Annotated in this window: 26 protein-coding genes; 12 read left to right on the top strand and 14 right to left on the bottom strand. The window is 68.5% G+C overall.

The genetic code is table 11. The annotated features are described in order from the left end of the window. Positions 1-10: 10 nt before the first annotated feature. The 3 genes from ITJ61_RS12530 to ITJ61_RS12520 all read right to left on the bottom strand — a co-directional run bounded on the left by ITJ61_RS12530 (position 11) and on the right by ITJ61_RS12520 (position 3633). Entirely contained in the window at positions 11-1024 is a 1014-nt protein-coding gene (locus ITJ61_RS12530; protein ID WP_181059545.1) for an NAD(P)-dependent oxidoreductase, read from the bottom strand. Then, the gene (locus ITJ61_RS12525) at positions 1021-2634 is read right to left on the bottom strand and encodes an FGGY family carbohydrate kinase (protein ID WP_104307515.1); all 1614 of its coding nucleotides are present in this window, start codon (positions 2632-2634) and stop codon (positions 1021-1023) included. The genes ITJ61_RS12530 and ITJ61_RS12525 overlap by 4 nt, the downstream gene beginning before the upstream one ends. Positions 2635-2742: 108 nt before the next feature. Next, complete coding sequence (locus ITJ61_RS12520; protein ID WP_104300617.1) at positions 2743-3633, bottom strand: helix-turn-helix transcriptional regulator; 891 nt, start codon at positions 3631-3633, stop codon at positions 2743-2745. A 102-nt stretch (positions 3634-3735) separates the two neighbouring features. On the opposite strand from ITJ61_RS12520, the gene ITJ61_RS12515 reads away from it, so the two are divergent. Both ITJ61_RS12515 and ITJ61_RS12510 read left to right on the top strand, forming a co-directional pair. After that, a complete protein-coding gene (locus ITJ61_RS12515) occupies positions 3736-4713 on the top strand; it encodes an aldo/keto reductase (protein WP_194686358.1) in 978 nt (325 codons plus the stop codon). Positions 4714-4809: 96 nt separating this feature from the next. Next, positions 4810-5838, top strand: coding sequence for a S41 family peptidase (locus ITJ61_RS12510; RefSeq protein ID WP_194686357.1), 1029 nt, complete (start codon positions 4810-4812; stop codon positions 5836-5838). On the opposite strand, the gene ITJ61_RS12505 is transcribed toward ITJ61_RS12510, so the two are convergent. From ITJ61_RS12505 to ITJ61_RS12495, 3 genes are all read right to left on the bottom strand, one after another. Next, entirely contained in the window at positions 5777-6298 is a 522-nt protein-coding gene (locus tag ITJ61_RS12505) for a hypothetical protein (protein WP_194686356.1), read from the bottom strand. The genes ITJ61_RS12510 and ITJ61_RS12505 overlap by 62 nt on opposite strands. A gap of 88 nt (positions 6299-6386) precedes the next feature. Next, entirely contained in the window at positions 6387-6761 is a 375-nt protein-coding gene (locus ITJ61_RS12500; RefSeq protein WP_194686355.1) for a DUF2834 domain-containing protein, read from the bottom strand. Positions 6762-7081: 320 nt separating this feature from the next. Then, entirely contained in the window at positions 7082-8596 is a 1515-nt protein-coding gene (locus ITJ61_RS12495) for a dicarboxylate/amino acid:cation symporter (protein ID WP_104243828.1), read from the bottom strand. Between the two features lie 276 nt (positions 8597-8872). Here ITJ61_RS12495 and ITJ61_RS12490 point away from each other — a divergent pair, with 276 nt between their 5' ends. Then, positions 8873-10489 carry a DHA2 family efflux MFS transporter permease subunit gene (locus tag ITJ61_RS12490; RefSeq protein ID WP_194686354.1) on the top strand — a complete coding sequence of 539 codons (1617 nt, stop codon included), beginning with the start codon at positions 8873-8875 and terminating at the stop codon, positions 10487-10489. On the opposite strand, the gene trmB is transcribed toward ITJ61_RS12490, so the two are convergent. Beyond that, the gene (trmB, locus tag ITJ61_RS12485; protein ID WP_194686353.1) at positions 10467-11207 is read right to left on the bottom strand and encodes a tRNA (guanosine(46)-N7)-methyltransferase TrmB; all 741 of its coding nucleotides are present in this window, start codon (positions 11205-11207) and stop codon (positions 10467-10469) included. The genes ITJ61_RS12490 and trmB overlap by 23 nt on opposite strands. Before the next feature lie 171 nt (positions 11208-11378). Here trmB and ITJ61_RS12480 point away from each other — a divergent pair, with 171 nt between their 5' ends. Continuing rightward, complete coding sequence (locus ITJ61_RS12480; protein ID WP_104243822.1) at positions 11379-11762, top strand: hypothetical protein; 384 nt, start codon at positions 11379-11381, stop codon at positions 11760-11762. Here ITJ61_RS12480 and ITJ61_RS12475 read toward each other — a convergent pair. From ITJ61_RS12475 to ITJ61_RS12460, 4 genes are all read right to left on the bottom strand, one after another. After that, on the bottom strand, positions 11759-12298 hold the full coding sequence (locus tag ITJ61_RS12475; RefSeq protein ID WP_194686352.1) for a MarR family winged helix-turn-helix transcriptional regulator: 540 nt from the start codon (positions 12296-12298) through the stop codon (positions 11759-11761). The two genes, ITJ61_RS12480 and ITJ61_RS12475, sit on opposite strands and share 4 nt — an antisense overlap. Before the next feature lie 115 nt (positions 12299-12413). Next, the gene (locus tag ITJ61_RS20335; protein ID WP_104243820.1) at positions 12414-13130 is read right to left on the bottom strand and encodes a response regulator; all 717 of its coding nucleotides are present in this window, start codon (positions 13128-13130) and stop codon (positions 12414-12416) included. Continuing rightward, positions 13124-14440 carry a sensor histidine kinase gene (locus ITJ61_RS12465; protein WP_194686351.1) on the bottom strand — a complete coding sequence of 439 codons (1317 nt, stop codon included), beginning with the start codon at positions 14438-14440 and terminating at the stop codon, positions 13124-13126. Before ITJ61_RS12465 ends, ITJ61_RS20335 begins: the two co-directional genes overlap by 7 nt. Before the next feature lie 66 nt (positions 14441-14506). After that, positions 14507-15973 carry a protein adenylyltransferase SelO gene (locus ITJ61_RS12460; protein WP_194686350.1) on the bottom strand — a complete coding sequence of 489 codons (1467 nt, stop codon included), beginning with the start codon at positions 15971-15973 and terminating at the stop codon, positions 14507-14509. A gap of 235 nt (positions 15974-16208) precedes the next feature. Here ITJ61_RS12460 and ITJ61_RS12455 point away from each other — a divergent pair, with 235 nt between their 5' ends. After that, on the top strand, positions 16209-16445 hold the full coding sequence (locus ITJ61_RS12455) for an MbtH family NRPS accessory protein (protein WP_104243814.1): 237 nt from the start codon (positions 16209-16211) through the stop codon (positions 16443-16445). Here the strand turns inward: ITJ61_RS12455 and ITJ61_RS12450 are convergent. Continuing rightward, the gene (locus ITJ61_RS12450; protein ID WP_194686349.1) at positions 16421-17179 is read right to left on the bottom strand and encodes a hypothetical protein; all 759 of its coding nucleotides are present in this window, start codon (positions 17177-17179) and stop codon (positions 16421-16423) included. The genes ITJ61_RS12455 and ITJ61_RS12450 overlap by 25 nt on opposite strands. A 156-nt stretch (positions 17180-17335) precedes the next feature. Here ITJ61_RS12450 and ITJ61_RS12445 point away from each other — a divergent pair, with 156 nt between their 5' ends. Continuing rightward, a complete protein-coding gene (locus tag ITJ61_RS12445) occupies positions 17336-17668 on the top strand; it encodes a VOC family protein (protein WP_104300171.1) in 333 nt (110 codons plus the stop codon). 129 nt (positions 17669-17797) lie between these two features. On the opposite strand, the gene ITJ61_RS12440 is transcribed toward ITJ61_RS12445, so the two are convergent. Further along, on the bottom strand, positions 17798-18373 hold the full coding sequence (locus ITJ61_RS12440) for a hypothetical protein (RefSeq protein WP_194686348.1): 576 nt from the start codon (positions 18371-18373) through the stop codon (positions 17798-17800). Between the two features lie 239 nt (positions 18374-18612). On the opposite strand from ITJ61_RS12440, the gene ITJ61_RS12435 reads away from it, so the two are divergent. Continuing rightward, positions 18613-19341 carry a DUF554 domain-containing protein gene (locus ITJ61_RS12435; RefSeq protein ID WP_194686347.1) on the top strand — a complete coding sequence of 243 codons (729 nt, stop codon included), beginning with the start codon at positions 18613-18615 and terminating at the stop codon, positions 19339-19341. Between the two features lie 24 nt (positions 19342-19365). On the opposite strand, the gene ITJ61_RS12430 is transcribed toward ITJ61_RS12435, so the two are convergent. Beyond that, complete coding sequence (locus ITJ61_RS12430; RefSeq protein ID WP_194686346.1) at positions 19366-20721, bottom strand: carboxylesterase family protein; 1356 nt, start codon at positions 20719-20721, stop codon at positions 19366-19368. A 195-nt stretch (positions 20722-20916) separates the two neighbouring features. Between ITJ61_RS12430 and rpmB the strand changes: the two genes are divergently transcribed. The 5 genes from rpmB to ITJ61_RS12405 all read left to right on the top strand — a co-directional run bounded on the left by rpmB (position 20917) and on the right by ITJ61_RS12405 (position 22964). Continuing rightward, a complete protein-coding gene (gene rpmB, locus ITJ61_RS12425) occupies positions 20917-21153 on the top strand; it encodes a 50S ribosomal protein L28 (RefSeq protein WP_068483927.1) in 237 nt (78 codons plus the stop codon). Further along, a complete protein-coding gene (gene rpmG, locus ITJ61_RS12420) occupies positions 21153-21323 on the top strand; it encodes a 50S ribosomal protein L33 (RefSeq protein WP_068483925.1) in 171 nt (56 codons plus the stop codon). Before rpmB ends, rpmG begins: the two co-directional genes overlap by 1 nt. Positions 21324-21325: 2 nt before the next feature. After that, a complete protein-coding gene (gene rpsN, locus ITJ61_RS12415) occupies positions 21326-21631 on the top strand; it encodes a 30S ribosomal protein S14 (protein WP_068483923.1) in 306 nt (101 codons plus the stop codon). Positions 21632-22104: 473 nt separating this feature from the next. Further along, on the top strand, positions 22105-22728 hold the full coding sequence (locus ITJ61_RS12410; protein ID WP_104243804.1) for a DUF2975 domain-containing protein: 624 nt from the start codon (positions 22105-22107) through the stop codon (positions 22726-22728). Continuing rightward, the gene (locus ITJ61_RS12405) at positions 22728-22964 is read left to right on the top strand and encodes a helix-turn-helix domain-containing protein (protein WP_104243802.1); all 237 of its coding nucleotides are present in this window, start codon (positions 22728-22730) and stop codon (positions 22962-22964) included. Before ITJ61_RS12410 ends, ITJ61_RS12405 begins: the two co-directional genes overlap by 1 nt. Positions 22965-23106 lie beyond the last annotated feature (142 nt).

The raw sequence follows: 23106 nt of genomic DNA, 5'->3' as shown, positions 1-23106 counted from the left end.
CACGAGGGCGTCAGGATGCGGTTGCCGTCGTGAGAGCCTTGGCGTTCGCGACGCCGGGGAGCGGCTCTCCGGCGAGCCAGAGCTGCAGAGCGTGGGCCGCGATGCGCGAGTGCTCGGCGATGACATCGTCGGAGGCGCCGGCAATATGAGGTGTCATCGTGACGTTGTCGAGCGCGAAGAGCTCGGAGTCGTAGGGGAGTGGCTCCTGGTAGAAGACATCGAAGCCTGCGCCCGCGATGCGGTGCTCGCGGAGGACCGCCATCAGCGCCTGTTCGTCGATGATCGCCGCACGACCCGCGTTGATGAGGAACGCATCGCTCTTCATCAGCGCAAGCTCCCGCGCGCCGATGAGTCCTTCCGTCTCTGCCATGAGGGGCACGTGGACCGTCACGATGTCCGAGGTCGACATCACCTCGTCGAGGGTGGCGACTACCGCGTCTGATCCGAAGGCGTCAGCTGGGAGGAACGGATCGTAGACCTTGACCTTCATCCCGAACCCGAGTGCACGTCGGAGCATTCTGCGGCCGACGGCTCCGCCGCCGAGAATTCCGAGCGTTCGCCCGCCCAGGCCGATGCTCCTGAAGCGTTCGTAGGGTTCGAAGACATCGCTCTCTGTCCAATTCTTGGCGCGTAGCCAGCGCTCAGACGCTGACACGTGGCGCACAGTCGCCATGAGGAGGGCGAAGCTGAGGTCGGCGGTCACCTCTGCATTGCGGCCGGGTGTGGTGATCACGGGGATTCCCCGGGAAGAGCACGCGTCAAGGTCGACGTTGACGGGTTTTGCCCTGCAGGAGACCACGGCCGCGAGGTTCGGTGCAAGGGCCAGTGTCGCCTCGTCGATGAGGTCGAGCTCTGCGACGATCACCTCCGCGGCCGCGAGCTGCTCGTCGATGCCTCGATGGGCCAGAGAGGTGCCATCCATCGAAGGGGCGATGCTGGTGACCTCGAAGCTGGTCCGCAGCAGCGCCAGCTGGTGCGCGTCAAACGGTGCGGTGATCAAGACGGATGGGCGGGAGTCGGTCACAGGGATCCTCCTTGGTGGACGTGCGTGCTTCTGGTTGGGTGGCTGGGCGCGGGTCGTGGTGGCTCGGATTTCGGATACTCGGTGGACACGGCGAGAGCCGTTGATCGCTCGCGCAACGCGCGCAGCTGGGGCCAAACCGGCCTCAGCGCATCGCGCGTCTCGATGAAGGTCGTGTAGGCGTCTCGGTAGATCTCGGCTCGCTCACGGGAAGGGGTGAAGGTGCTCGAGGCGGGTGCCAACATGTGGACGGCGTCTTCCAGGCTCGATGCGTGTTCCCCCGCGAGAAGCGCCAGGGTGGCGGCGCCCCGGGCTCCGACCTCTGGGGCCTGCTGTCGGATGATGCTGCGACCGCTGACATCGGCCAGGACCGAGCAGAGCAGGTTCGATTCCGACCCACCACCGCAGACGAGAAGATCACCGTCGAGGCCGAGCATGTCGAGACACTCCGTCAGTGCATACGCCAGGCCCTCGTAGACGCTTCGGAGGAGTTGCGCGGGAGTTGTGGTGATGCTCATCCCGAGCCAGCCCGCCGAAGCCGCCGGGTCGAAGAAGGGTGCGCGTTCGCCGCTTGGGGCCCCGTATGGAAGGTAGATGACACCGCCGCTGCCCGGAGGGACGACGTCGGCCTGCAACTCCACGGCCGCCCAGTGCTCGTGGGTGAGCCCCAGCGTGTCTCTGACCCAGTCGAGGTTCGGTGTCCCGGTCATTGGGGCCATCGATTCCAGCACTTGGCTGCCGCGTCCGGTGAAGAGCACGATGCTCTCGCGGGTCCTCACTTCGGTGCGGGACGGGTGGTTCACGCCTATGAACCCGGTTGTTCCCAGGATCGCGTAGCCCTGGCCGTCGCCGATCGCACCGAGTCCGACCCCTGCGGCGGCCGTGTCGACAAGGCCTATGGCGACGGGAATTCCGGCGGGAAGGCCGAGCTGTTCCGCGACCTGGGGGAGGAGCGTCCCACCGACTGATTCTGGCGGTTGCACCGGAGGTAGGGCGTTCCGGAGCCGCTCGTGGCTCAGGGCTCTCAGGAGTTCATCCGAGTAGGCGCCAACGGCTGTGTCGAGGTAGGTGCGGGAAGCTTCGCTGGGGTCGGTGGCGACGATGCCAGTCAGGTTCCAGCGCAGCCAGTCCTTGCAGTTCAGGTGGTACCCGAGGCGGTCGTTGTCGAGTGCACCGGTTTCCTGGAGCTCGTCGACGAGGAGGGGGAGTGCACCGGCGAAGAGGGGGGAGCCGGTGATGTCGTTGACGGTCGCTGCCCGACCGTCCTCGAGCCAGTCGGCGAGGCGTGCGTTCGCCCGTCCATCGAGCCAGAGTGCTGCGGGTCGCATCGGATGGAGGTCGCTGTCTACCAGCCAAGCGCCATCGCCTTGGCCGGTGACGCCGATCGCGATGACGTCGGTGTCTCCGAGCTCGTGGACGACTTCGGTGATGGTCGCGGCCGCGGCCTGCCAGACGAGAGCCATATCGACCTCGGCGCGGCCGTCGTCGTCTCTGTGGATGCGAACACTGGATTTCGCATCGGCAAGGATCGTGCCGTCGAGGGCGAAGGCGACGGTCTTCACTGAGGTGGTTCCCGCGTCGATTCCGAGGATGGCTTGGATGCGTCCTTGCATTCGTAGCTCCGAACATTAGTGCGTCATTGCGATCAGATGTTCAGTATGGACGAAGTCGACTTGTCCCGCAACCGCTGTGGCCTCCGGATAGCTCTCGGCGCCCCCGGTTCAGAGCGCGCGGTTCGCAGCCTCCGCGCTCGCGGGATCCGGATGCGTCGACGCCCAGTTCGACAGCAACTGCAGGCGCTCGTGGGATGCGCTCCCCGGCTCTGCGGAGAACACGAGCATGAGCAGTCCGCGGTCAGAGGCGAGATCCATGCTCTGGTAGGTGAGGTCGAGGTCGCCTACGACGGGGTGGTGCACGCGCTTCAGCCCGTCGCGGTGCTCGCGCACGTCGTGAGCTCCCCAGAGCCTGCGGAAGAGCTCGCTGCGAGTGGAGAGCTCGCCTACGAGGTTGCTGAGGTTGCGGTCGTGCGGGGAGCGGCCAGCCTCGGATCGGAGGAGTGCCACGATCTGACGCGTGTTGCCCTCCCAGTCGCGGTAGAAGTCATGCGAGCGCTCGTCGAGAAAGAGGAACCGGGCCGCGTTGACAGGCGAGCGGGCATCCTCGAACATCGGGGCGAACAGCGCACGACCGAGCGTGTTGGTCGCGATCGCGTCGAGTCTGCCGTTCTGGATGAACACGGGCACCGTCGACATGGCGTCGATGGTCTGCTGCATGGCTGCGCTGAGCTGCTGCTTCTTGGTGCGGCGCTGTCGCTGCGGGCGCGTGCCCTCATTGGCCGCCCTCACCAGTTCGTGCAGGTGCGCATGCTCGGCCTCGTCGAGGTGCAGGGCACGGCTCACGCCATCGAGCACGGCCTCGGAGACACCGCCGGCGTTGCCTCGCTCGAGTCGCTTGTAGTACTCGGCGCTCATCCCCGCGAGCAGTGCGACCTCCTCGCGGCGAAGCCCAGGAACGCGGCGTCGACCACCGAAGTCGGGCAACCCCGCCTGCGACGGCGTGAGCTTCGCGCGTCGAGAGGTGAGGAACGCGCTCAGGTCGTCATGGATGTCCATGCCAGCGACCATACGCCGCAGCTCGCTGCCCAGAGGGGCCCTGTCAGTGCACCTCACATCAGGGCCGCGCTGTCGTCGATGGATGCGGATTGACTGCTTTCCATGAAGCACATCACTCTCGGAGGCCTCGAGGTCTCCCGCATCGGACTCGGCGCCATGACCATGGCGGGTACCTACACAAGCGAGGGCGCGCTCGACCACTCCGAATCGATCGCGACCATCGACCGAGCGCTCGAACTCGGCGTGACCCACATCGACACGGCAGAGATCTACGGCCCCTTCCTCAGCGAGGAGATCGTCGGCGAGGCGATCAAGGGGCGCCGCGACGAGGTCAAGATCGCGACGAAGTTCGGTCTCTACTCCCACGCCGAGCGGCGGCCGGGTGTCGATAGCAGCCCAGAGAACATCCGTGCCGCCGTCGAAGGCTCGTTGCGCCGACTCGGCACCGACCACATCGACCTCTACTACCAGCACCGCGTCGACCGGAACACTCCCATCGAGGACACGGCGGGTGCCGTCTCCGAGCTGGTCGCCGAGGGCAAGGTCCTGCATTTCGGGCTATCGGAGGCATCCCCCGAGACGATCCGGCGGGCGCACGCCGTGCATCCCGTCACCGCGCTGCAGACCGAGTACTCGCTGTGGACGCGTGACGTGGAGGCTGAGATCCTCCCGTTGCTTCGAGAACTCGGCATCGGATTCGTGCCGTATTCCCCGCTGGGCCACGGGCTCCTCACCGGTCAGATCCGTTCGGTCGCCGATTTCGCGGACGACGACTGGCGCAAGACGAACCCGCGATTCACGGGCGAGAACTTCGAGCGCAACCTGCGCATCGTCGACGAGGTCCGTGCGATCGGGGAGGAGATCGGCGCGACGCCAGCCCAGACGGCGCTGGCCTGGATCCTCACGCGCGGCAACGACATCGCCCCCATCCCGGGCACACGCCGCGTGAGCCGCGTCGAGGAGAACACCGCCGCCGACGCGATTGTGCTCACCGAGTCGCAGATCACCCGCCTCGATGCGCTCGAGCCGGCCGCGGGTGCCAGGCACGACGCCGCGAACATGGCGTCCATCGACCAGTGAGTCGTACGCGGTGAGGAGCGGAGTCGTGGGAAGCCGGGCATACGTGGCTCGCCGCGGCCCCGCTGACGCGAATCGACGAGATCGTAGGGTGGAAACATGAGCAGCGTCGCCCGCGGAGGTCAAGGCACGCGAAGTCTGCGCGCCAGCGTCTCGCTTGCCGTGGTTGCCGCACTCGCGGTGGGGCTCTCCGGGTGCTCCGCAGCTCCGGAGCCGACGCCCAGTCCGCCCTCGCCAGTGAGCCCGGCCGCGCTCGTCGAAGAAGCCGCGCACATCCTGGAAGAGCACGGCCTCTACTCGGGCGGAGATTGGTCGTTCGAACGGGATGCCCTCATCGCGGCGGGCGCGCAGGCGGAAGACCTCGAGGAGGCGTACGAACTCATCGCGGCAGCTGCCGGCGACGCCGGAGGAAGGCACGCGAGGTTCCTCCCCGCGGACGAGCGGGATGCTCTGTACGCGGAAGCACCGAGCGCCCCGCCGACGGTCAAGGCAACTGACGGACGCACCGTCACGATCACCGTGTCGGCGATCGGACATGAGGGTCAGCTCGCCGAGGAGTATGCGCGCGCCGGTGTCGATGGGCTGGCCGCGCTCGCGGACACGGAGACGTGCGGCTTCGTTGTGGACCTGCGCGGCAACTGGGGCGGCAGCGCATTCCCGATGCTCGGCGCGGTCTCGCCGCTCTTCGACACGAACGACGTCGCGGGATTCGTGGACCGCGACGGCACACACAGCGCGATCACCGTGACCACGGAGAGCGCGACGTCAGACGACGGTCACGAGCTGCGCTTCGATGCAGAAGTGGACATCGACACGAACGTCTTCGACGGCAAGCCGATCGCCGTCCTGCAGGATTTCTACACGGCCTCCGCTGCTGAGATGGTGCTGACCGCGTTCACCGGGCAGAGCAACGTGACGACCTTCGGGGAGAAGAGCAACGGCCTCGCGACCGGCGTCGACGGCTTCATGCTCGCCGACGGCTCCGAGATCCTCCTCACGACCTCCCGCTACACGGACCGAACCGGCGCGGTCATGCCAGAGCCCATCCAGCCGGACGTGTCCGCGCTCACGGGTGAGGCCCCGGCGCTGGCCCACGACTGGCTTGCGGGGCAGTGCGCGGCAGTCTGACTGTGTCTCGCTCGCGCCCGGCGACCAGCATCGCCACCAGCACGATCAGCATCAGGTGCACGACGGAGGCGGTGCCGCCTCTGGTCAGCCAGCCTTCGATCCACGGGGCCGGCCCGGTGTTGAGGTCCAGCACCTCGAAGCGCTGCGAGAGCACGACGAAAGCCGCACCGACCAGGACAGCCGTCGCTAGCGCGAAGCCGAGCCGCAGCGCGAAGCGGGCGGCAGGGTCCAGGTTGCGCACGGCTCGGGTGAGGACGAGGAGCGCGCCGCCGCTCACTCCGGCAATGAGCGCCAGTTGGAGGAGCCCCGGGCCGGGTGCTGTCAGGCCGCTGAGTCGGTTGTCGAGGCCGAACACTGCCCCGCCGGCAAGTCCACTCACCTGAATCGTTAGGTACCCGACGAGCAGGACGTAAGTGACGCTTGCGGCTGCCCCGCCGATCGACCAGAGCGCGTTCTTCATCCGGGTCCTCCGTCTCGCTCGTCCGCGAATCCGACGAGCCAAGCAGGAGAACCTCCGTGGCCTTTGCGTGACCGGTCGGAGCGATCGGCTATGGGTGGCTGGGGTCTTCGTCGGCCCTGCCCGATTCGCTGGCCGCCCGTCTCGACGCCAGGTGCCGCTCCCGCATCGCGAGGAACAGCGGCAGGGCGAACGCGAACGCCACGCCGAAGCACAGGATGTATACCCACAGGCGCCGCATGCCCTGGCGGCGGCCCTCGACGATGATGAACACGACGCCAACCGTGGCGGCGACGAGCACGTCGATCACGATCGACGTGACGGCGGGACCGCTGCCGAAGTAGTCGCCGATGAAGGCGCTGCCCTCCATGCCGGCGATGACGTTGAAGGTCCACGTCACGGCACCGCCGACGATGGCGAGCAGGAGGTAGACGATCGCGAGGGGAGTCCAGGTGGATGCGCGCATGCGGCAAGAATCGCACGCCCGGCCCCGCGCATCCAGAGCCCCCGTCCCGGCCCCGCGCACCCCGAACGTGTCCCGACCTCATCCCGGGCCTCGATGCGAGTCCCGCGGCCGAGGGCTGAGTTGTGGTCGTCAACACTCGCTGGAAACGACCACAAGTCAGCTCTCGGCGGTGCGGGATGGTGCGGGCAGGCGGCGCGGCGCGGGATGGCGCGGGCAGGCGGCGCTGCGCGGGCTGGCGGCGCAGACGCAGAACGGGCGCCCGCTCCCGGATGCCCGCTGGGGGTTCCGAGGGCAAGCGCCCGTTGATCGTTGCGGCGCTGCTAGCTGCGGCGTTCCGCGTCCTGCAGCGTCGCGCCTTCGAACTCGTCCTGCTCGCGGTCCGACGTCGAGGCGGTGGAGCGCTTGATGGTCTCCTCCACCTCCTCGTCGGTCTCGTCGGAGAAGGCGACGTCGCCGCGGGGCGCGTTGTAGAGCTTCTCGTTGAGGATGCCCTCGCGCTTCGCGACGATCATCGGCACGAGTGCCTGGCCGGCGACGTTGGTCGCGGTGCGGCCCATGTCGAGGATCGGGTCGATGGCGAGCAGCAGGCCGACGCCCTCGAGGGGCAGGCCGAGCGTCGACAGGGTGAGCGTGAGCATGACGGTCGCACCCGTGGTGCCGGCCGTCGCGGCCGAACCGACGACGGAGACGACCACGATGAGGATGTACTGCATGATCGACAGCTCGATGCCGAAGAACTGGGCGACGAAGATCGCGGCGATGGCCGGGTAGATCGCGGCGCATCCGTCCATCTTCGTGGTCGCGCCGAACGGCACGGCGAAGGATGCGTACTCGCGGGGCACGCCGAGGTTGCGCTCGGTGACGCGCTGCGTGAGGGGGAGCGTGCCGATGGACGAGCGGCTCACGAACGCGAGCTGCACGGCCGGCCACACGCCGGAGAAGAAGCGGCCGACCGAGAGGCCGTGCGCCTTCACGAGGATCGGGTACACGACGAACAGCACGAGGGCGAGGCCCACGTAGATGGCGATCGCGAACCAGGCGAGGCTCGTGAGCTTCTCCCAGCCGTAGTCGACGACGGCGCTCGCGATGAGCCCGAGCGTGCCGAGCGGGGCGATGCGGATGATCCACCACAGGACTTTCTGGATGACCGCGAGGGCAGAGGCCGTGAACTCGAGGAACGGCTCGGCGCGCTTGCCGAGGCGAAGGGCCGCGATGCCGATGACAACAGCGATGACGATGACCTGCAGCACGTTGAACGCGATCGTCGAGGTCACGTCGCCTGTCTCGGCGTCGACGCGCGAGCGCACGCCCATGCCGAGGAAGTTCTGCGGCACGAGGCCGGTGAGGAAGTTCCACCAGGTGCCGACGGAGGAGGGCTCGCCCGTCTCGAGCTGCGACTGGTCGACGCGGTTGCCCGGCTGGATGGTGACGCCGAGCGTGATGCCGATCGTCACGGCGATGAGCGCCGTGATGCCGAACCAGAGCAGCGTCTGGCCCGCGAGCCTCGCCGCGTTCGTCACGAGGCGCAGCTGCGCGATGCTCGAGATGACGGCGGTCAGGATGAGCGGGACGACGGCGGCCGTCAGGATCGTGACGTACGAGCTGCCGATGGTGTCGAGTGTCGCCGCGAGCCCGTTCGGGTTGCCTTCAGCGTCGTCGCCGAGGTTGCGGGCGACGAGTCCGAGGACAACACCCAGAACGAGGGCGGCGAGGATCTGGAATCCGAACGAGGTGAGGAGCTTGCGCGCGCGGCTCTTGGGGCGCGGCGTGTCCTCTGCTCCGGTGGCGTTGGATGCCACCTCGGAGGTGGGGGTGCCTGGGGTGTTGGCCGACATGGAAGATCTCCCGATGCGATTTCTCAGCTCGCGAGATTTCTCACGAACTGAGCGAGGCTACGCCTGGACCATCGGTCTGGCCAGGGTGTGACGCTTCGTGACACGCAACAAATGGTGCGCCGGAGGATGTCATGAACGGTCAGGGAGGGAATGAAACGGCACCATCACCTCATTCATCTCGGCCTCGAAAGTAGTTAAACAATTGAGCAAAGTTCCAGAATCGCGGGCGTAGTCTCACCTCGTCCTCCTCGTTCCACAGCAGAAGAAGTGAGCATCATGGCGGAGTCAGCGCGTCGTCGGTGGGTTGGTCTGGTCTTCATCAGCGTCGCGGTCGCGCTCATCATCGTCGACTCGACGATCGTGAACGTTGCCGTGCCGTCGATCGTGACGGAGCTCGGCATCACGTCGACCGAGGTCCAGTGGGTGCAGGAGGCGTACACGCTGGTGTTCGCGTCGCTGCTGCTCCTGTTCGGCAGCCTCGCCGACCGCGTCGGGCGACGGCGGCTGATGCTGATCGGGGTCGTGATCTTCGCGCTCGCCTCGGTGGCTGCCGCGCTCGCGCCGACCGGCGGGCTGCTGATCCTCGCCCGCCTCGTGCAGGGGGTGGGCGGCGCCATGATCCTGCCGACCACGCTGTCGATCATCAACGCGACCTTCCGCGGCCGGGAGCGGGGCATCGCGTTCGCCGTCTGGGGGTCGACGATCGGCGGCATGGCGGCCGTCGGCCCGCTCCTCGGCGGCTGGCTCACAACAGCGTTCTCGTGGCGGTGGGCGTTCGGCATCAACGTGCCACTCGGCATCATCATCGTCGTCGGTGTCCTGCTCTTCGTGAACGAGTCGCGGGAGTCGACGCAGAAGCCCCTCGACCTCGTCGGCGCGGCCCTCTCCGTGGTCACGTTCGGGGCGCTCGTCTTCGGGCTCATCGAGGGGCGCACCTACGGCTGGTGGGCGGTCGACGAGACGTTCACGATCGGGTCGTTCGAGTGGCCCCTCCCCATCTCGCCGGTGCCGGTGGCGTTCGCCATCTCGGCCGTGGCGCTCGCCCTCTTCATCGCGCGGGGCGTGTCCCGTTCCCGTCGGGGCGAGTCGACGCTCCTCGAGTTCTCCCTCTTCCGCATCTCGTCGTTCCGCAACGGCAACGTGGCGGCGCTTGTCGTCGCCCTCGGGGAGTTCGGCATCATCCTGTCGCTGCCGTTGTGGCTGCAGTTCGTGCTCGGCTTCGATGCACTGCAGACCGGGTTCGTGCTCCTGGCGCTCGCGGCCGGCTCGTTCGTCGCGAGCGGCTTCGCGGGGGCGAGCAGTGGCAAGGTGAGCGCGGTGGTCATCGTGCGCGTCGGCATCCTCGCGGAGATCATCGGCATCGCCTGGGCAGGGTTCATCATCGCCCCGGATGCGCAGTGGGGCTGGCTCATCCCCGCCTTGTTCGTGTACGGCTTCGGTGTCGGGCTCGCCACGGCGCAGCTGACGGGTGTCGTGCTGCAGGATGTGCCCGTCGAGCTCTCCGGGCAGGGGTCCGGCACGCAGTCCACGTCCCGGCAGGTGGGCTCGGCGCTCGGCGTCGCCATCCTCGGCACCATCCTGTTCACCACGACGGGCGCCTCCCTTGGCGCTTCGCTCGACGACGCCCAGGTGCCCGCCGAGCAGCGAGATCAGGTGGTCTCGGCGGTCGTCGACTCTGCCGGCGGCGCGATCGCGGGCCTCGGCGAGAACCCAGCAACGGCCGACCTCGCCGACGACGCCAAGGCCGCGCTCTCCGACGGCACCCGCGCGTCAGCGTTCACCGCCGCCGCGTTCCTGGCCCTCGGACTCGCCGCGACGATCCGGCTCGGATCGGGGAAGCGAGAGGACGAGGAGTCGTCGCAGGCGGAAGCTAGCCCGCCGTCACGTAGCTGAGGTCGTGGATGCGCCTCCCGGCCTTCTCCGCCTTGCGCTCGAACACCGTGAGGGTCCTGCCTTCGAAGCGCGGGGCCCAGCTGCCCGGGTGCTCGCTCGTGAACTCGGGAGCCGCATTCAGCACCTCGCGCATCTGGAAGGCGTAGTCCTCCCAGTCCGTCGCGAGCCGCATACGGCCGCCGGCGCGGAGGGACCTTGCCGCGACGGCGCCGAAGCCATCCCGCACCAGCCGACGCTTCGTGTGCTTCGCCTTATGCCACGGGTCGGGGAAGAAGATCCAGAGCTCCTCGACACTGCCCGCGGGAAGCATGTGCTCGAGCACCTCGACGGCGTTCGCCTCGACGAGTCGCACGTTCGAGAGCCCCGCGTCCTCGACCCGCCGAAGGGTGCGCGCGAGACCCGCGACGAACACCTCGACCGCCAGGAAGTTCCATTCGGGATGCGCGGCGGCCGCCGCCACAACCGCTTCACCGGTGCCCGAGCCGACCTCGACGACAAGCGGCGCATCCCGGCCGAACAGCTCGGCCGGGTCGACCCGGAAGGTCGGGCTCACGGAGAAGTCCAGCTCCGCGCGCTCGACCTCGACGAGGTACTTCGGGCCGAGCGACTCCCACGACGTCTGCTGGCCGTCGGTGAGGCGGCCGCTGCGTCGCGAGAACGAGAAGATCGGTCGATGCGAGGGATCCTGCGCCGGCTGGGTGGTTGCTTCGTCTGACACCCGACCAACCTAGGCGATGCGGGCGGCGGCCCGAGAGTCGGCGCCTTCGAAGGCTCCCCGATGCAGCAAAGTGTGCCAGCCTCCGCCAGGGGCGGGCGGGAAGGCGGTGAAGACGCCGCGGATGGTGGATGCTGGGGAGTGGAAGAGATCACCCCGGTTCGGAGGTTCAGGATGCCGTATCGCAGCAAGGAAGTGCTCGAGTCATGGGCTCGCGAGTTCGAGGGTCTCGGCTATGTCGAGCCCGGGGTCGTCAACGTCATCGTGCAGGACGGCGATGAAGGGCACGACACCGGCCTCGTCCGGGTGCAGTTGACGCACGTGCCCACTGACGTCTACCTGCAGCCGGGCACGCGGGAGAGCCCGCGCTGGTCGGTGACCATGGAACCGCGCGAGCACACGCTCCACCTGTCTGCCGCCGACGTGCATGCGCTCTCGCAGGAGCTCGCGGTCGTCTCAGCGCTCTGCACCTTCCTGCAGGCGAAGTCGATCGTGCTGGTCGCCGAACTCCACTCGCAGACCGGGCGCACTCCCGTGTCGGCCGAGGCGACCTCCTAGCTCTGGCCAGGTGCGCCGGCGTCTGCGCCGGCATCTGCGCTCGAGGTGTTGCCGACGCTGAGGGCGTGCGTCAGCAGCTCCGCCAGGCGCAGGAGCGTCTCTGGCTCGGCCTCGGCCTCGATGGCCTCGGCGAGGTCGCGGTCGAATTCGCCGAGGCGATTCCACGGCTCCGCGTCGAGGTCGACGATGACGGTCAGCAGGCTCGCGCGGCGGTCGCTCGGGTCGGTGTCACGATGGATCGTGCCCCGCTCGATGAGGCGGTCGCACAGGGTGGAGACACCGGCGGACGTGAGCCCGAGGTGCGCGCGAAGGGCGCTGGGCCTGGCGCCCGGGTTCTCCGTGAGGTAGGCGAGGGCACGAGCATCCATCTCGCCGATGCCGAGCGAGCGGCGTGCCCCGCTCTGCGACGCGGATCGTGCTTTGGCATACTCGGTGAGCGCCATGCTCAGCAGCAGCACCGGGCTCTGCTCGGCCGTCGGGGTGGGGCTCTGGCCGTCGTTCTGGCCGTCGCGCTCGGCGGCAGAGATGTTCGGCATGGCAGCGCTCCCCTTGATCTCCGTGGTGCCGCCCAGAGTACACGCAGGGAGCATGCGGCCACCCGTCACGGTCAGGCGCCGGTCAGCCCCCGGTCAGGCGCCGCCTGCCGGTCGCTCAGACTCTGCCGGCGGCGTCCCACTCCAGGGTGAGCAGCGCGAGTTGGACGCGGTTGGTGACGTGGAGCTTCGAGAACAGGCTCGCGAGGTGCGTCTTGACCGTCGCCTGGCTGACGTAGAGCGCGGTAGCGATCTCCGCGTTGGTCATGCCCTGCGCGACGTAGCGGGCGATCTCCCGCTCTCGGCTCGTGACGCTCGCGAGGACCTCGTCGCCCCGTGCGTCGCGAGCGGGGCGCTGACCTGTGCCGACGCTGTCGCCGTGGTGAGCGCCATCCTTCGAGCCGTTCGCGGCCGCGCGTACGAGCCGGTCGAGGGCGCTCGGCGAGAAGACGGCCTTGCCTCGCGCGGCGTCGAGCACCGCCCCGACGATGTCCTCGGGTGGGGCGTCCTTCAGCAGGAAGGAGACCGCGCCTGCCCGGAGCGCATCCAGGAGGAACTCCTCGGTGTCGAACGCCGTGAGCATGACGACCTTCGCCCTCGAACCGGAGGCGGTGAGTCGCTCGACGGCGTCGATGCCGGTGAGCCCGGGCATCCGAACGTCCATGAGGATCACGTCGGGGTGCTGTTCGGCGGCGAGCGCAAGCGCCTCTTCGCCGTTGGTGCCCTCGCCGACGACACGAATGCCCTCTGCGCCATCGATGAGCAGGCGCAGGCCGAGACGGATGCCCGCCTCGTCGTCGACGATGAGCACGCGGATGCTGTCGGGGTTCACCACGGGAGCCTCACCTCCACCACGAAGTCGCCGTCTGCGCGAGTTCCTGCCTCGAGCGTGCCGCCCACGAGGTGGATGCGCTCCCGAGCGCCGATGAGTCCGTAGCCGGTGCCCGGCGCGGGAGCCTGCCCCTGCTGGACGGCGTTCGCGACCGAGATGGCCATCTCGGTGTCGCCGCCGGCGAGCTCGACGCGCACCTCCGCTCCCGGTGCGTGCTTCCCAGCGTTGACGAACAGCTCGGAGAGGGTGCGGTGGAGCGCGCGGATGCGCTCCTCGGAGAGCTTCGAGAGGTCTCCTGGCCCGACGGTGAGCCAGGTCATCTGAGGCGGCGCGTGTGCGGGGATGCCGTCGACGAGGAGGGACGCGAGCCCGTCCAGGTCAGGGAGTGGCGTGTCGTCTCGCCCGGTCTCGCTCGGCTCGCGCATGCCCTGCAGCACCTCCCGGAGTTGCGTGTTCGCTCGCGCAGCGGACTCGCGAACCGTGGCGGCCGTCTCCCTGACCAGCTCGGGTGACAGATCGCTGCGGTAGGCGAGCGCGCCGGCCTGCGTGGCGACGACCGCGAGGTCGTGGGAGATGGAGTCGTGCATGTCGCGGGCGATGGCGGCGCGCTCCTCGGCGCGTGCGCGCTCGATGTCGGAGGCGCGGCTCTGGGCCAGGGCCGCGCGTTCGCGCTCAGCCGAGGCGGCCTGGGCCCGCAGCGACGTGATGAGCGCGGCTCGCGTGCCCCGTGACCGGCCGAAGAGCAGGGCGATGATCGTCGAGAGCGCGACGACGACGATGTAGAAGATCGGTGCGTCCATGGGCGCGCGGCCGGTGATGCTCGATTCGAGCCAGTCCCAGAGGATTCCGCCGACCACGACGATCGCGACGACCGAGACATCCATGGGCAGCGAACGCCTGGCTCCGAGCCGCATGACGGCGACGAGCCAGGCTGCGAATGCGAACGAGCTCGCCATGCCGACCGCGACGATCCACAGGTTTCCAGCGCGGGACCCGCGAACCGGGCCGATGGCGATGCAGGCCGCGAGGCCGACGACCACGTTGACGATCAGGAACCCGATGAATGCGCCGGATTCCGAATCTGTTGCGGGATCCTCCACCTGGAGCGCGAGCGTGAGCACGAACAGGAGCGCCCCGCCGAGGAACGAGCCGAGCGAGATGGTCACCGCGCGCATCCACGGCTTCCAGCGTCGGTTCTCCACCGGAGTTTCAGCCGACCGCAGGTCGCTCTGCGTCAGCCCACCCGCCGTCTCCACGCCGTCGAGGGCCAGCTCGTCCACGAGGGGCGGAGCCTGAGGCAGCGGAACGGTCATGCAGCGAGTCTAGGAACCACCACCGACATCCGGATCGGCCGTTCGGTTGAACTCGGGCAGCCCGACTCAGGTGCCGCAGAAGGTGCGGTAGGCGCCGAAGTCCGCCGGCGCCCCGGCCTCGTAGCGCTCGCGACCCGTTCGGACGTCGTAGGGACTGGTCACGACCTCGAGGAGATCGGCGAGCGGCCGGAGGTCGTCGGCGTCTGCGGCGGCGAGGGCCTCCTCGACAAGATGGTTGCGAGGGATGTACACGGGGTTGACCTGGTCCATCGCGCCCGCGTTCGGCGCGAGCGCCAGCCAGGCCTGCGCCCAGGTTCGGAACGAGGGGGCAGCCTCACCGAACGCGGCGAGGGCGGGTGCGCGGTCGCCGCGCGCGTACGCGCCGAGCGCCCGGAAGGTGGAGGTGGAGTCGGCCCCGCTCTTCTGGAGCAGCGCCAGCAGCTCGGCCACGAGACGATCGCTCGCCTCCGAGTCGACATCGTCGCCCAGGCCGAGCTTGCGCCGCATCCCTGCGTTCCAGGCATCCTCGTAGGCAGGGCCGAACGCTGAGACGCTGCGCTCAGCAAGAGCGATGGCCTCGTCCTCGTCCTCGGCGAAGAGTGGCAGGAGGGCTTCCGCGAACCTCGCGAGGTTCCAGGCAGCGGCCGGCGGCTGGTTCCGGAAGGCGTACCGCCCGCGGTGATCGATGGAGCTGAAGACCGCCTCTGGATCGAACGTGTCGATGAACGCGCACGGCCCGTAGTCGATCGTCTCGCCCGAGATCGTCATGTTGTCCGTGTTCATGACCCCGTGCACGAAGCCGACGAGCATCCACTGCGCGACGAGCCTCGCCTGTGCGGCCACCACCTGCTCGAAGAACTCGAGATAGGGGGCCTCGGCGCCCGCCACGGACGGGTAATGCCGGGCGATGGCGTGGTCGGCGAGGCGACGCAGCAGCTGCAGGTCGTCGGTGGCCCGCGCGTACTGGAACGAGCCCACGCGCAGGTGGCTGCTGGCCACCCTCGTGAGCACCGCGCCAGGCTCGATGTCGTCGCGCTGGACGTGGCGTCCCGTCGCGGTCACCGCGAGCGCGCGGGTCGTCGGGATGCCGAGGGCGTGCATCGCCTCGCTCACGAGGTACTCGCGCAGCATGGGACCGAGCACGGCGCGCCCATCGCCGCCGCGAGAGAACGGGGTGCGGCCGGAGCCCTTGAGGTGGATGTCGTGCAGCCGTCCGCGCACATCCGTCACCTCTCCCAGGAGCAGCGCACGGCCGTCGCCGAGGCTCGGCGAGTACTGCCCGAACTGGTGGCCCGCGTAGGCCTGCGCGACCGGGGTGGCCCCTTCGGGAACGGAGGTGCCGAGCAGGATCGCGACGCCGTCCTCCGAGCTGAGGAACGCCGGCTCGAAGCCGAGCTCCCCGGCGAGGTCCTCGTTGAGGAGCAGCAATCGCGGTGCAGGGGCTGGTTCGGCCTCCCAGGGAAGGGCGAGCTCGGGGAACTCGCGCGCGAAGCGATTCCCGAAGAGGAGGCCCTCGTGCGTTGTCGCAGTCATGCGGGACACAGTAGGCGCAGCGGCGGGGTGCTGCGTGGGAGCGCGCGGCTGGGTGGCGCTGAGAGCTGCGATCGGCAGGCCGCCTCGAGGGTAGCCCGCCTGCCTACTTCACACCCCACTCATTGGCTCCGGGCGTACGGTCGCGCTCCCCTGCGCAGCCCCCGCTGCGGCACAGTGCCACGCTCCGTCTCGGAGCACGAGTGAACGCTGAACCGAGGTCCGGAATGCACGATCGATGCGACGTCCGCCACTCCTGCACGTCCCTCCGCGCGTGGTGAGCGCCTGGGAGGACTCGGGCGAGCAGGTGTTCGTGGTCAGGAACGAGCACCGGCAGCACTCGCTCTGGCCGGACTTCGCCCAGACCCCCACTGGGTGGGTCCGCGTCTTCGGCCCGGCGACCGCGGAGGACTGCCGCGCCTACGTGGCGAGACAACCGCCGGGTCGCGACTACCGGACCTCTTCGAACTCGTAGATGCCAGCAGGCCCAAGGGCAAGCAGCTCCTGTCGGTACTCGTCCGAGAAGTGCTCAGGCTCGATGCCGAGGATGTTGCGATTCAGCTCGACGTCCATGCGGGCGGAGACGAGCCCCTTGTCGTTCTCCATCCAGACGGACAGGATCGCCAGGTTCGACGTGCAGAGCTCCGCGTAGGAGTACTCGACGAGCTCCGGTGCGAAGGATGCGCCCTCCGCTTCGATGCTGGCCGCGGCGGCCTCCACTTCCGGTGATGCGTCGCGCAGCGCCGTCCATGTGGTGGCGGCCTCGTCGCCGGCCTCCGCGGATCCGACGACGAAGACGGTGACCGTGCCGCGCGGGCTGGGGTCGGCCGCGACGTCCACGTTGTCGAAGCCGCCGACCGCATCGGGCAGGAGGAAGAGCATCTCCTGCTCATACGCCGAGATGCGCGTGTACAGGTCAGGCGACGTCGTGCCCGCGGGAAGGTCGATCCACTTCGCGTGCTGCGTGAGGCACTGCGTCATCTGCACGGACACCGGCTGCTGGGTCATCTCCTGCATCGGGATGCCCTCGAGCGACGCCTGGGAGGGTGCCGTCTCCGAGGGCGCCGACTCGACACTGGCGCTCGCGGTCTGCGCCGGGGTGGATGCGGAACCCACGACGCTCGGGGCGTCCGCGGGCGCGCATCCGACGAGCAGCACCGCGAGCGCGGCGCAGACGATCGTCGCTGGAGTGAGACGTCGAGAAGGCATGAACCGACCCTACGAACCCGGCGGCCCGCATCCGGTCACGGAACCGTATCGACGCTCATCGCGAGCATCACGATTCGGAATCGGCGCATGGCGCCCCTCGCGCATCGAGGGCTACATTCGGAGCACCGAGCCAGCACGCCCACCGGGGAGAGCACCGTGATCCTGACGTTCCAGTTCCAACCCGTCGACGACCTCGAAGCCGCCGTGCAGCACTACCTCGACCTCGGCTGGGAGGAGGCGTGGCGCGAGGGCGAGCACACGGTGTCGCTGCAGATGCCGGAGCTCGAGATCGAGCTGATGCTCGACGACGAGCCCGGTTGGGGCGCAGCGGGCCCCATGTACTTCGTCGACGACGTGGCTGCGTGGCGAGCCGAGCATCCGACGGTTGTGACGGGCGAGCCACGCGACATCCCGGGCGGGAGGGTCGTCGAGGTCTCGGCGCCCGGCCACACCTACTACGTGTTCTCGGTGATCGAGCCCGGGCCATGACCCTGGACGCAGCGATCCGCCCAGGTGTCAGCTGACTCAGACCGTCCCGACGGGCCGCACCGTCGCAGTGAAGCCCGCCATAGGAGCGCCCACCGGCAAGCTGAAGGGCAGAAGTCCCCTCTCCCTGGATCAGACGTCGTCTTCCGCAGTGCACTGCAGCCAGTAATTGGCGACACAGGTGAACGGGTCGTCGCCCCGCAACCAGACCTTCCCGGTGTACAGGCACAACGGTGCGTTGGAGGGCATGTCGATGCTGCCGCCGAGGATGAGCTCTGCTCCCGGCGGCAGATCCAGCGTGTACAGGCCGATACCGGTCTCGATGGCGATCGTCTCGAAGCTGACGCACGCACCACTGGCGAAGGCATGGCTCCACGATGCCGTCTCCGGCAGGAACGGAGTGAACTCCATGAGCTCGCCGAACGTGTCCCTGACGGTGAAGGTGACCGGCTCGCTTGACGAGTAGTGCCGCAGCTCGACGCGTTGTCCAACGTCGGTGAGATTCCGAATGCCGATCTCGTTGATGCCAGGCGGGTCGGTGACGAACGCGAAATCGACGTTGCACACTCCCGTGCTGAAGTCGTTGCAGCCGCCACCGGTGCCGGCACTTGCCGCCGCTTGTGGCGCCGCCGCCGCGACGGCGAGCACCGGGACGCCCCACGCTCCGGCGTGCAGCAGGGCGCGACGATCTGAAGCCGCATCGGTCATGAAAATCCCCCCGAATTCGCGAGACCTCCCCCGCCGATGCGTCGACGTCGAGGCCCCGACGCCGAGTCTGTCAGGATTCTCAACAGCGAGTGAGTCCAGCGCGAGTTAACGAATATTCTTCGATCCGTTGAGGTTTCCTTCTCTTTCGCTCGATCACTTGCGGCATAGCGGCAGCCGCTCCAGCAACCCCGAGGGGATCGCGATTCGGAAACGGCGCACGGCATCGCGATAATCGGACCGTGATCATCGGGTCCGGGACGCTCTTGAACGTCGCACTCATCCTCGTCGGCGGCCTGCTCGGCATCCTCCTCGGCGACCGCCTCAAGGATCGGACGAAGGCGACCGTCACCGCCGTCCTCGGGCTGTTCGTGATCGTCCTCGGAGGGATGAGCGTCGCCGACATGGGCTCTCAGGCGCTCGCGGACGCGGCTGGTCCGTTCGCGATGATCGTCATCCTGCTGTCGCTCGTGTTCGGCGCGCTCTTCGGCTCCTGGCTGCGCATCGAGGACCGGCTCGAAGGCGTCGCCGGCTGGGTGCGACGCCGCCTCACCTCGGACGCGAACGGCGACGGTCGCTTCGTCGACGGGATGGTGACCGCGACGCTGCTCTTCTGCGTCGGCCCGCTCTCCATCCTCGGATCCATCTCCGACGGTCTGGGACTCGGCGCCGACCAGCTCTACGTGAAGGCCGTGCTCGACGGCTTCGCTGCGATGGCCTTCGCCTCGACCTTCGGGAAGGGCGTGCTCTTCGCCGCCATCCCCGTCGCGATCCTGCAAGGCGCGTTCACGCTCGTGGGATTCCTCGCGGGCGACGTCTTCAGTGACGCCCAGATCGACGGGCTTTCGGCGGTGGGTGGCCTCATCCTGATCGCGCTCGGCGTCCGCCTGGTCCCCCTGAAGTCGATCCCCGTCGGCGACCTGCTGCCAGCGCTGGTCATCGCCCCCGTGGCCCTGGCCTTCCTCTCCTAATGGTGCGCGCCCCGTGGGCTGCGGTCAGCGCCCGCGGGTCGCGAGGCGCCGGAACGTCGCAACCCCGGGAATGCTGTCGTTGCCGGTCGGCAGGGTTCCGCGGGCGAAGTCGCCCCAGACGGCGCGCAGCCGCTTGCCCTCGCGATCGATCTCCGCCCAGCTCGCGCCGCGCACGAGCGGTGCCCGATGCCACGTCTTCTCGCTGCCGAAGAGCAGCGGCAGCTCGATCATGTGGCAGGCACCCCACACGTTGTGCGGCGCCTTCCAGCTCACGACGTACGTCGATGCTCGGCCGCCTGCGCGCACGTGCCGCTTCGCGAACGTCGCCGCGTCGCGCCGGTAGACGAGCCACGTGAGCGCAGCGACGACGGCCCTCGTGAGCGGCTTCCCGACGATCGGCAGCTCGCTCAGGCGCTTGGTGGCCGGGATGCGCGGCACGAAGAGGAGTGCCTCCTCCGCGGTGAAGCCGATGAGCAGGTCGATCGCCGCAGCGTTCGCGTCCCGCCCGGCGAGCACGCCGGCATCGTCGGGCAGCGGATGCTGACCGTGCTGCGGGCTGAACGACATCGCCCCCTGCAATCCGTACGCGGACGAGGCACGCAGCGCGGCTGCTTGCGCGCGCACCACCTCGCTGACGGGGCTCGCGGTCGTGAGGTCGTCCGTCGCGTCGAGCATCCTGCCCTGCATCTCCTCCCGTCCGCCCGCCACGTTGAGGGGCGCGCTCTGGATGATGGCCCGCCGGAACAGGCTCGCCGCCTCCGGCAGCGCCATCAGCTGCACGATCGCGTGCGCGCCGGCCGACTGCCCGTAAGCGGTCACCTGACGCGGATCGCCGCCGAACGCCGCGATGTTGCGCTGCACCCAGCGGAACGCCTCGAGGATGTCGAGCAGCCCCAGGTTCGCGGGGCGTGCATCCGTGCCCCCGAGGAACCCGAACAGGCCGAGTCGGAACGTGACGTTGACGGCGACCACACGCTGCTCGGCGACGACCGGTGCCGGGTCCATCGCCGCAGCGTCGCCGGCGGCAGAGACATACGAGCCGCCGTGGATCCACACCATCACGGGCAGCTGCTCCCCGGGCCCCACATCATCGGGCAGCGTGATCGACAGCCGCTGGCAGTCCTCGTCGACGCCGAGCTCGTCGATGCCGCTCCCCAGCACCTCCTCGAGCACGGGCATGGGCGCCTGCGGGCACGCGGGCGCCCAGCTCGTCGCAGCGAAGGTCTCGCCGTGGTCGGGTTCTGGCCGCGGGGCCCCGAACCTGTCGGCCCTCGCGTAGCGGATGCCCGTTGCCCGCACGATCTGCCGGCCACCGGGCCAGTCCTCCGTCCAGCCGGTGATCGGGCCGCAGGGAGGGGAGAAGCCGGGGGAGGAGACCATGCTCGAGTCTTGCATCCCGTCGCAGCGCTTCTCCCGATGCAGGCTTGCGCTTCCCCGGGCGTGTCGCCTAAGCTCGACCCTTGGTGCGCCGGGGTTCCCCTCTGGCGCGACCGTGTTGGTGTGCAACCGCCATCGACGCAGACAAGAGATCTTGGGCGGGGCCTTCTGGTTCCCGCGGTATCTACGGAGGAAACAATGGCAGCAGTGTGCCAGGTGACCGGGGCGGTTCCCGGATTCGGTCACAACATCTCGCACTCGCACCGACGGACCAACCGTCGGTTCGACCCGAACATCCAGAAGAAGAAGTACTTCGTGCCTTCCATGAAGCGCACGATCACGCTGACGCTTTCGGCTAAGGGCATCAAGGTCATCGACGCACGCGGCATCGAGTCCGTCGTCGCTGAGCTTCGTGCGAAGGGAGTCAAGTTCTAATGGCGAAGAAGAGCCAGGACGTACGTCCGATCATCAAGCTCCGCTCCACCGCTGGAACGGGCTACACCTACGTGACGAAGAAGAACCGTCGCAACACGCCTGACCGCCTCGTGCTGAAGAAGTACGACCCGGTCATCCGCAAGCACGTCGAATTCCGAGAGGAGCGCTAAACATGGCCAAGAAGAGCAAGATCGCCAAGAACGAGCAGCGCAAGGTCATCGTCGAGCGCTACGCGGAACGCCGCGCAGAGCTGAAGAAGGCGCTTGTCGACCCGAACGGCACCGACGAGTCGCGCGAGGCAGCTCGCGTCGGCCTCCAGAAGCTTCCCCGCAACGCTTCGCCGGTCCGCGTTCGCAACCGCGACAGCATCGACGGACGCCCCCGCGGCCACGTCTCGAAGTTCGGCATCTCGCGTGTCCGCTTCCGCGACATGGCACACCGTGGCGAGCTGCCAGGAATCACGAAGTCGAGCTGGTAACCACCGGCCCGCCAGCAATGGCGTAGTGCTTTCCGAAACCCCCGAGCGTCTTCGCTCGGGGGTTTCGTGCGTGCGGGGGATCGGGTCGCTGGAGTTCCGTGAGTGCTGGTTTTGCGTGCTTGGGCGCGGAACGGCGGGGGTGCGTGCGTGCTTGGGCGCGGAACGGCGGCCCGGTCGCGTTTTCCGATCTCGTGCCCGGGGCTCTCGCATCCTGGGCAACTCTCGGGCACCCTCCCGCCACTTGCGATCCCTCGCGGGCTCACGCACGTTCCCTGTCGGGCTCACGCAGACCTCCGGCGCGCCGCGCACCTCCGGCGCACTCTCGCTCTCGGGATGGCTTGCGCGCCTCCGGATGGGTTGCAATGCATCCGGAAGCGTGGAGGGCATCCCGAAACGAGCTACGAGTCCGGGGTTGCGCATCCAGCCATATCGTTTATCGTTATGCATATCGAGAAACGATATGGAGGAAGATCATGAACGCACGACAGAACGCGACAGGTTCGGACCGCGAAGCGAAGGAACTCGGCTACCTGTGGCCGCTCGGCATCGCCGCCGCCGGACTCGTCGTCCTCAAGCCGCTCGAGAACGTCATCGGCTTCCTCGTCGACGGCCAGGTGCGTGTCAACGCATCGTTCGAGGGGGCGGCCGTCTCGCTCCCCACTCCTGTCGGTGCCGACGTCCCGCTTGACGGGGCCTCGACGATCCTCGTCGCGAGCGACCTCATCCCCACCGGCGCCCTCGTGCTGCTGCTCATCGGCCAGGTCATCGGTGCGCTCCTGAGCCTCGCCGCCGTGTGGATGCTCCTCCTCTTCGCCAGGAACCTCGCGAAGGGCGACTTCTTCGGCGGCAAGAGCATCCGCCTCCTCGACTGGTCGTCGGGGCTCGTCATCGCGGCCCTCGCCGCACCGGGGTTCTTCGAACTCCTCGGCACGAACTGGACGATTGCGAAGCTCGGCTGGGACGGACGAGACGCCCCGGAGCCGACGGTCCTCGACCAGACGTGGACGTTCCTGCTCATCCTCGTGATCGTGCTCGTCGTGAACCTCATCATGCGCCGCGGCGCTCGCCTGCAGCAGGACCAGGAAGGGCTCGTCTGATGGTGCCGGACCCCTTCGAGGAGCCGAACCACATCGTGTGCCACCTCGGGGAGATCATGGCGAGGCGCGGGATCACGCTCGTGGAGCTCTCGGAACGTGTGGGGATCAGCGTGGTCAATCTGTCAGTCCTCAAGAACAACCGCGCCAAGGCGGTGCGCTTCGAGACGCTCGCGAGGCTCTGCGCGGTCCTCGAGTGCAAGCCGGGCGAGCTGCTCGACTTCCTCCCGCCAAGCTGAGCCCCGCCACCCCGCCGCCCCGATCCGCCGCCCTCGCCGCCCCTCCGCCTCATCCGGACCGCCGGTCTGCATGTCCGCAGGTAGGGCAGTTTCCTCCCGTTTCGGGCGCGGGGATGGGGCGAAGCTGCCCTATCCGCGCCCC

It is taken from the genome of Pseudoclavibacter sp. VKM Ac-2888, from assembly GCF_015351285.1.
GTDB lineage: Bacteria > Actinomycetota > Actinomycetes > Actinomycetales > Microbacteriaceae > Pseudoclavibacter.
The sequence above is the reverse complement of the archived record's forward strand: the minus strand, read 5'-3'. Positions and strand labels throughout refer to the sequence as shown.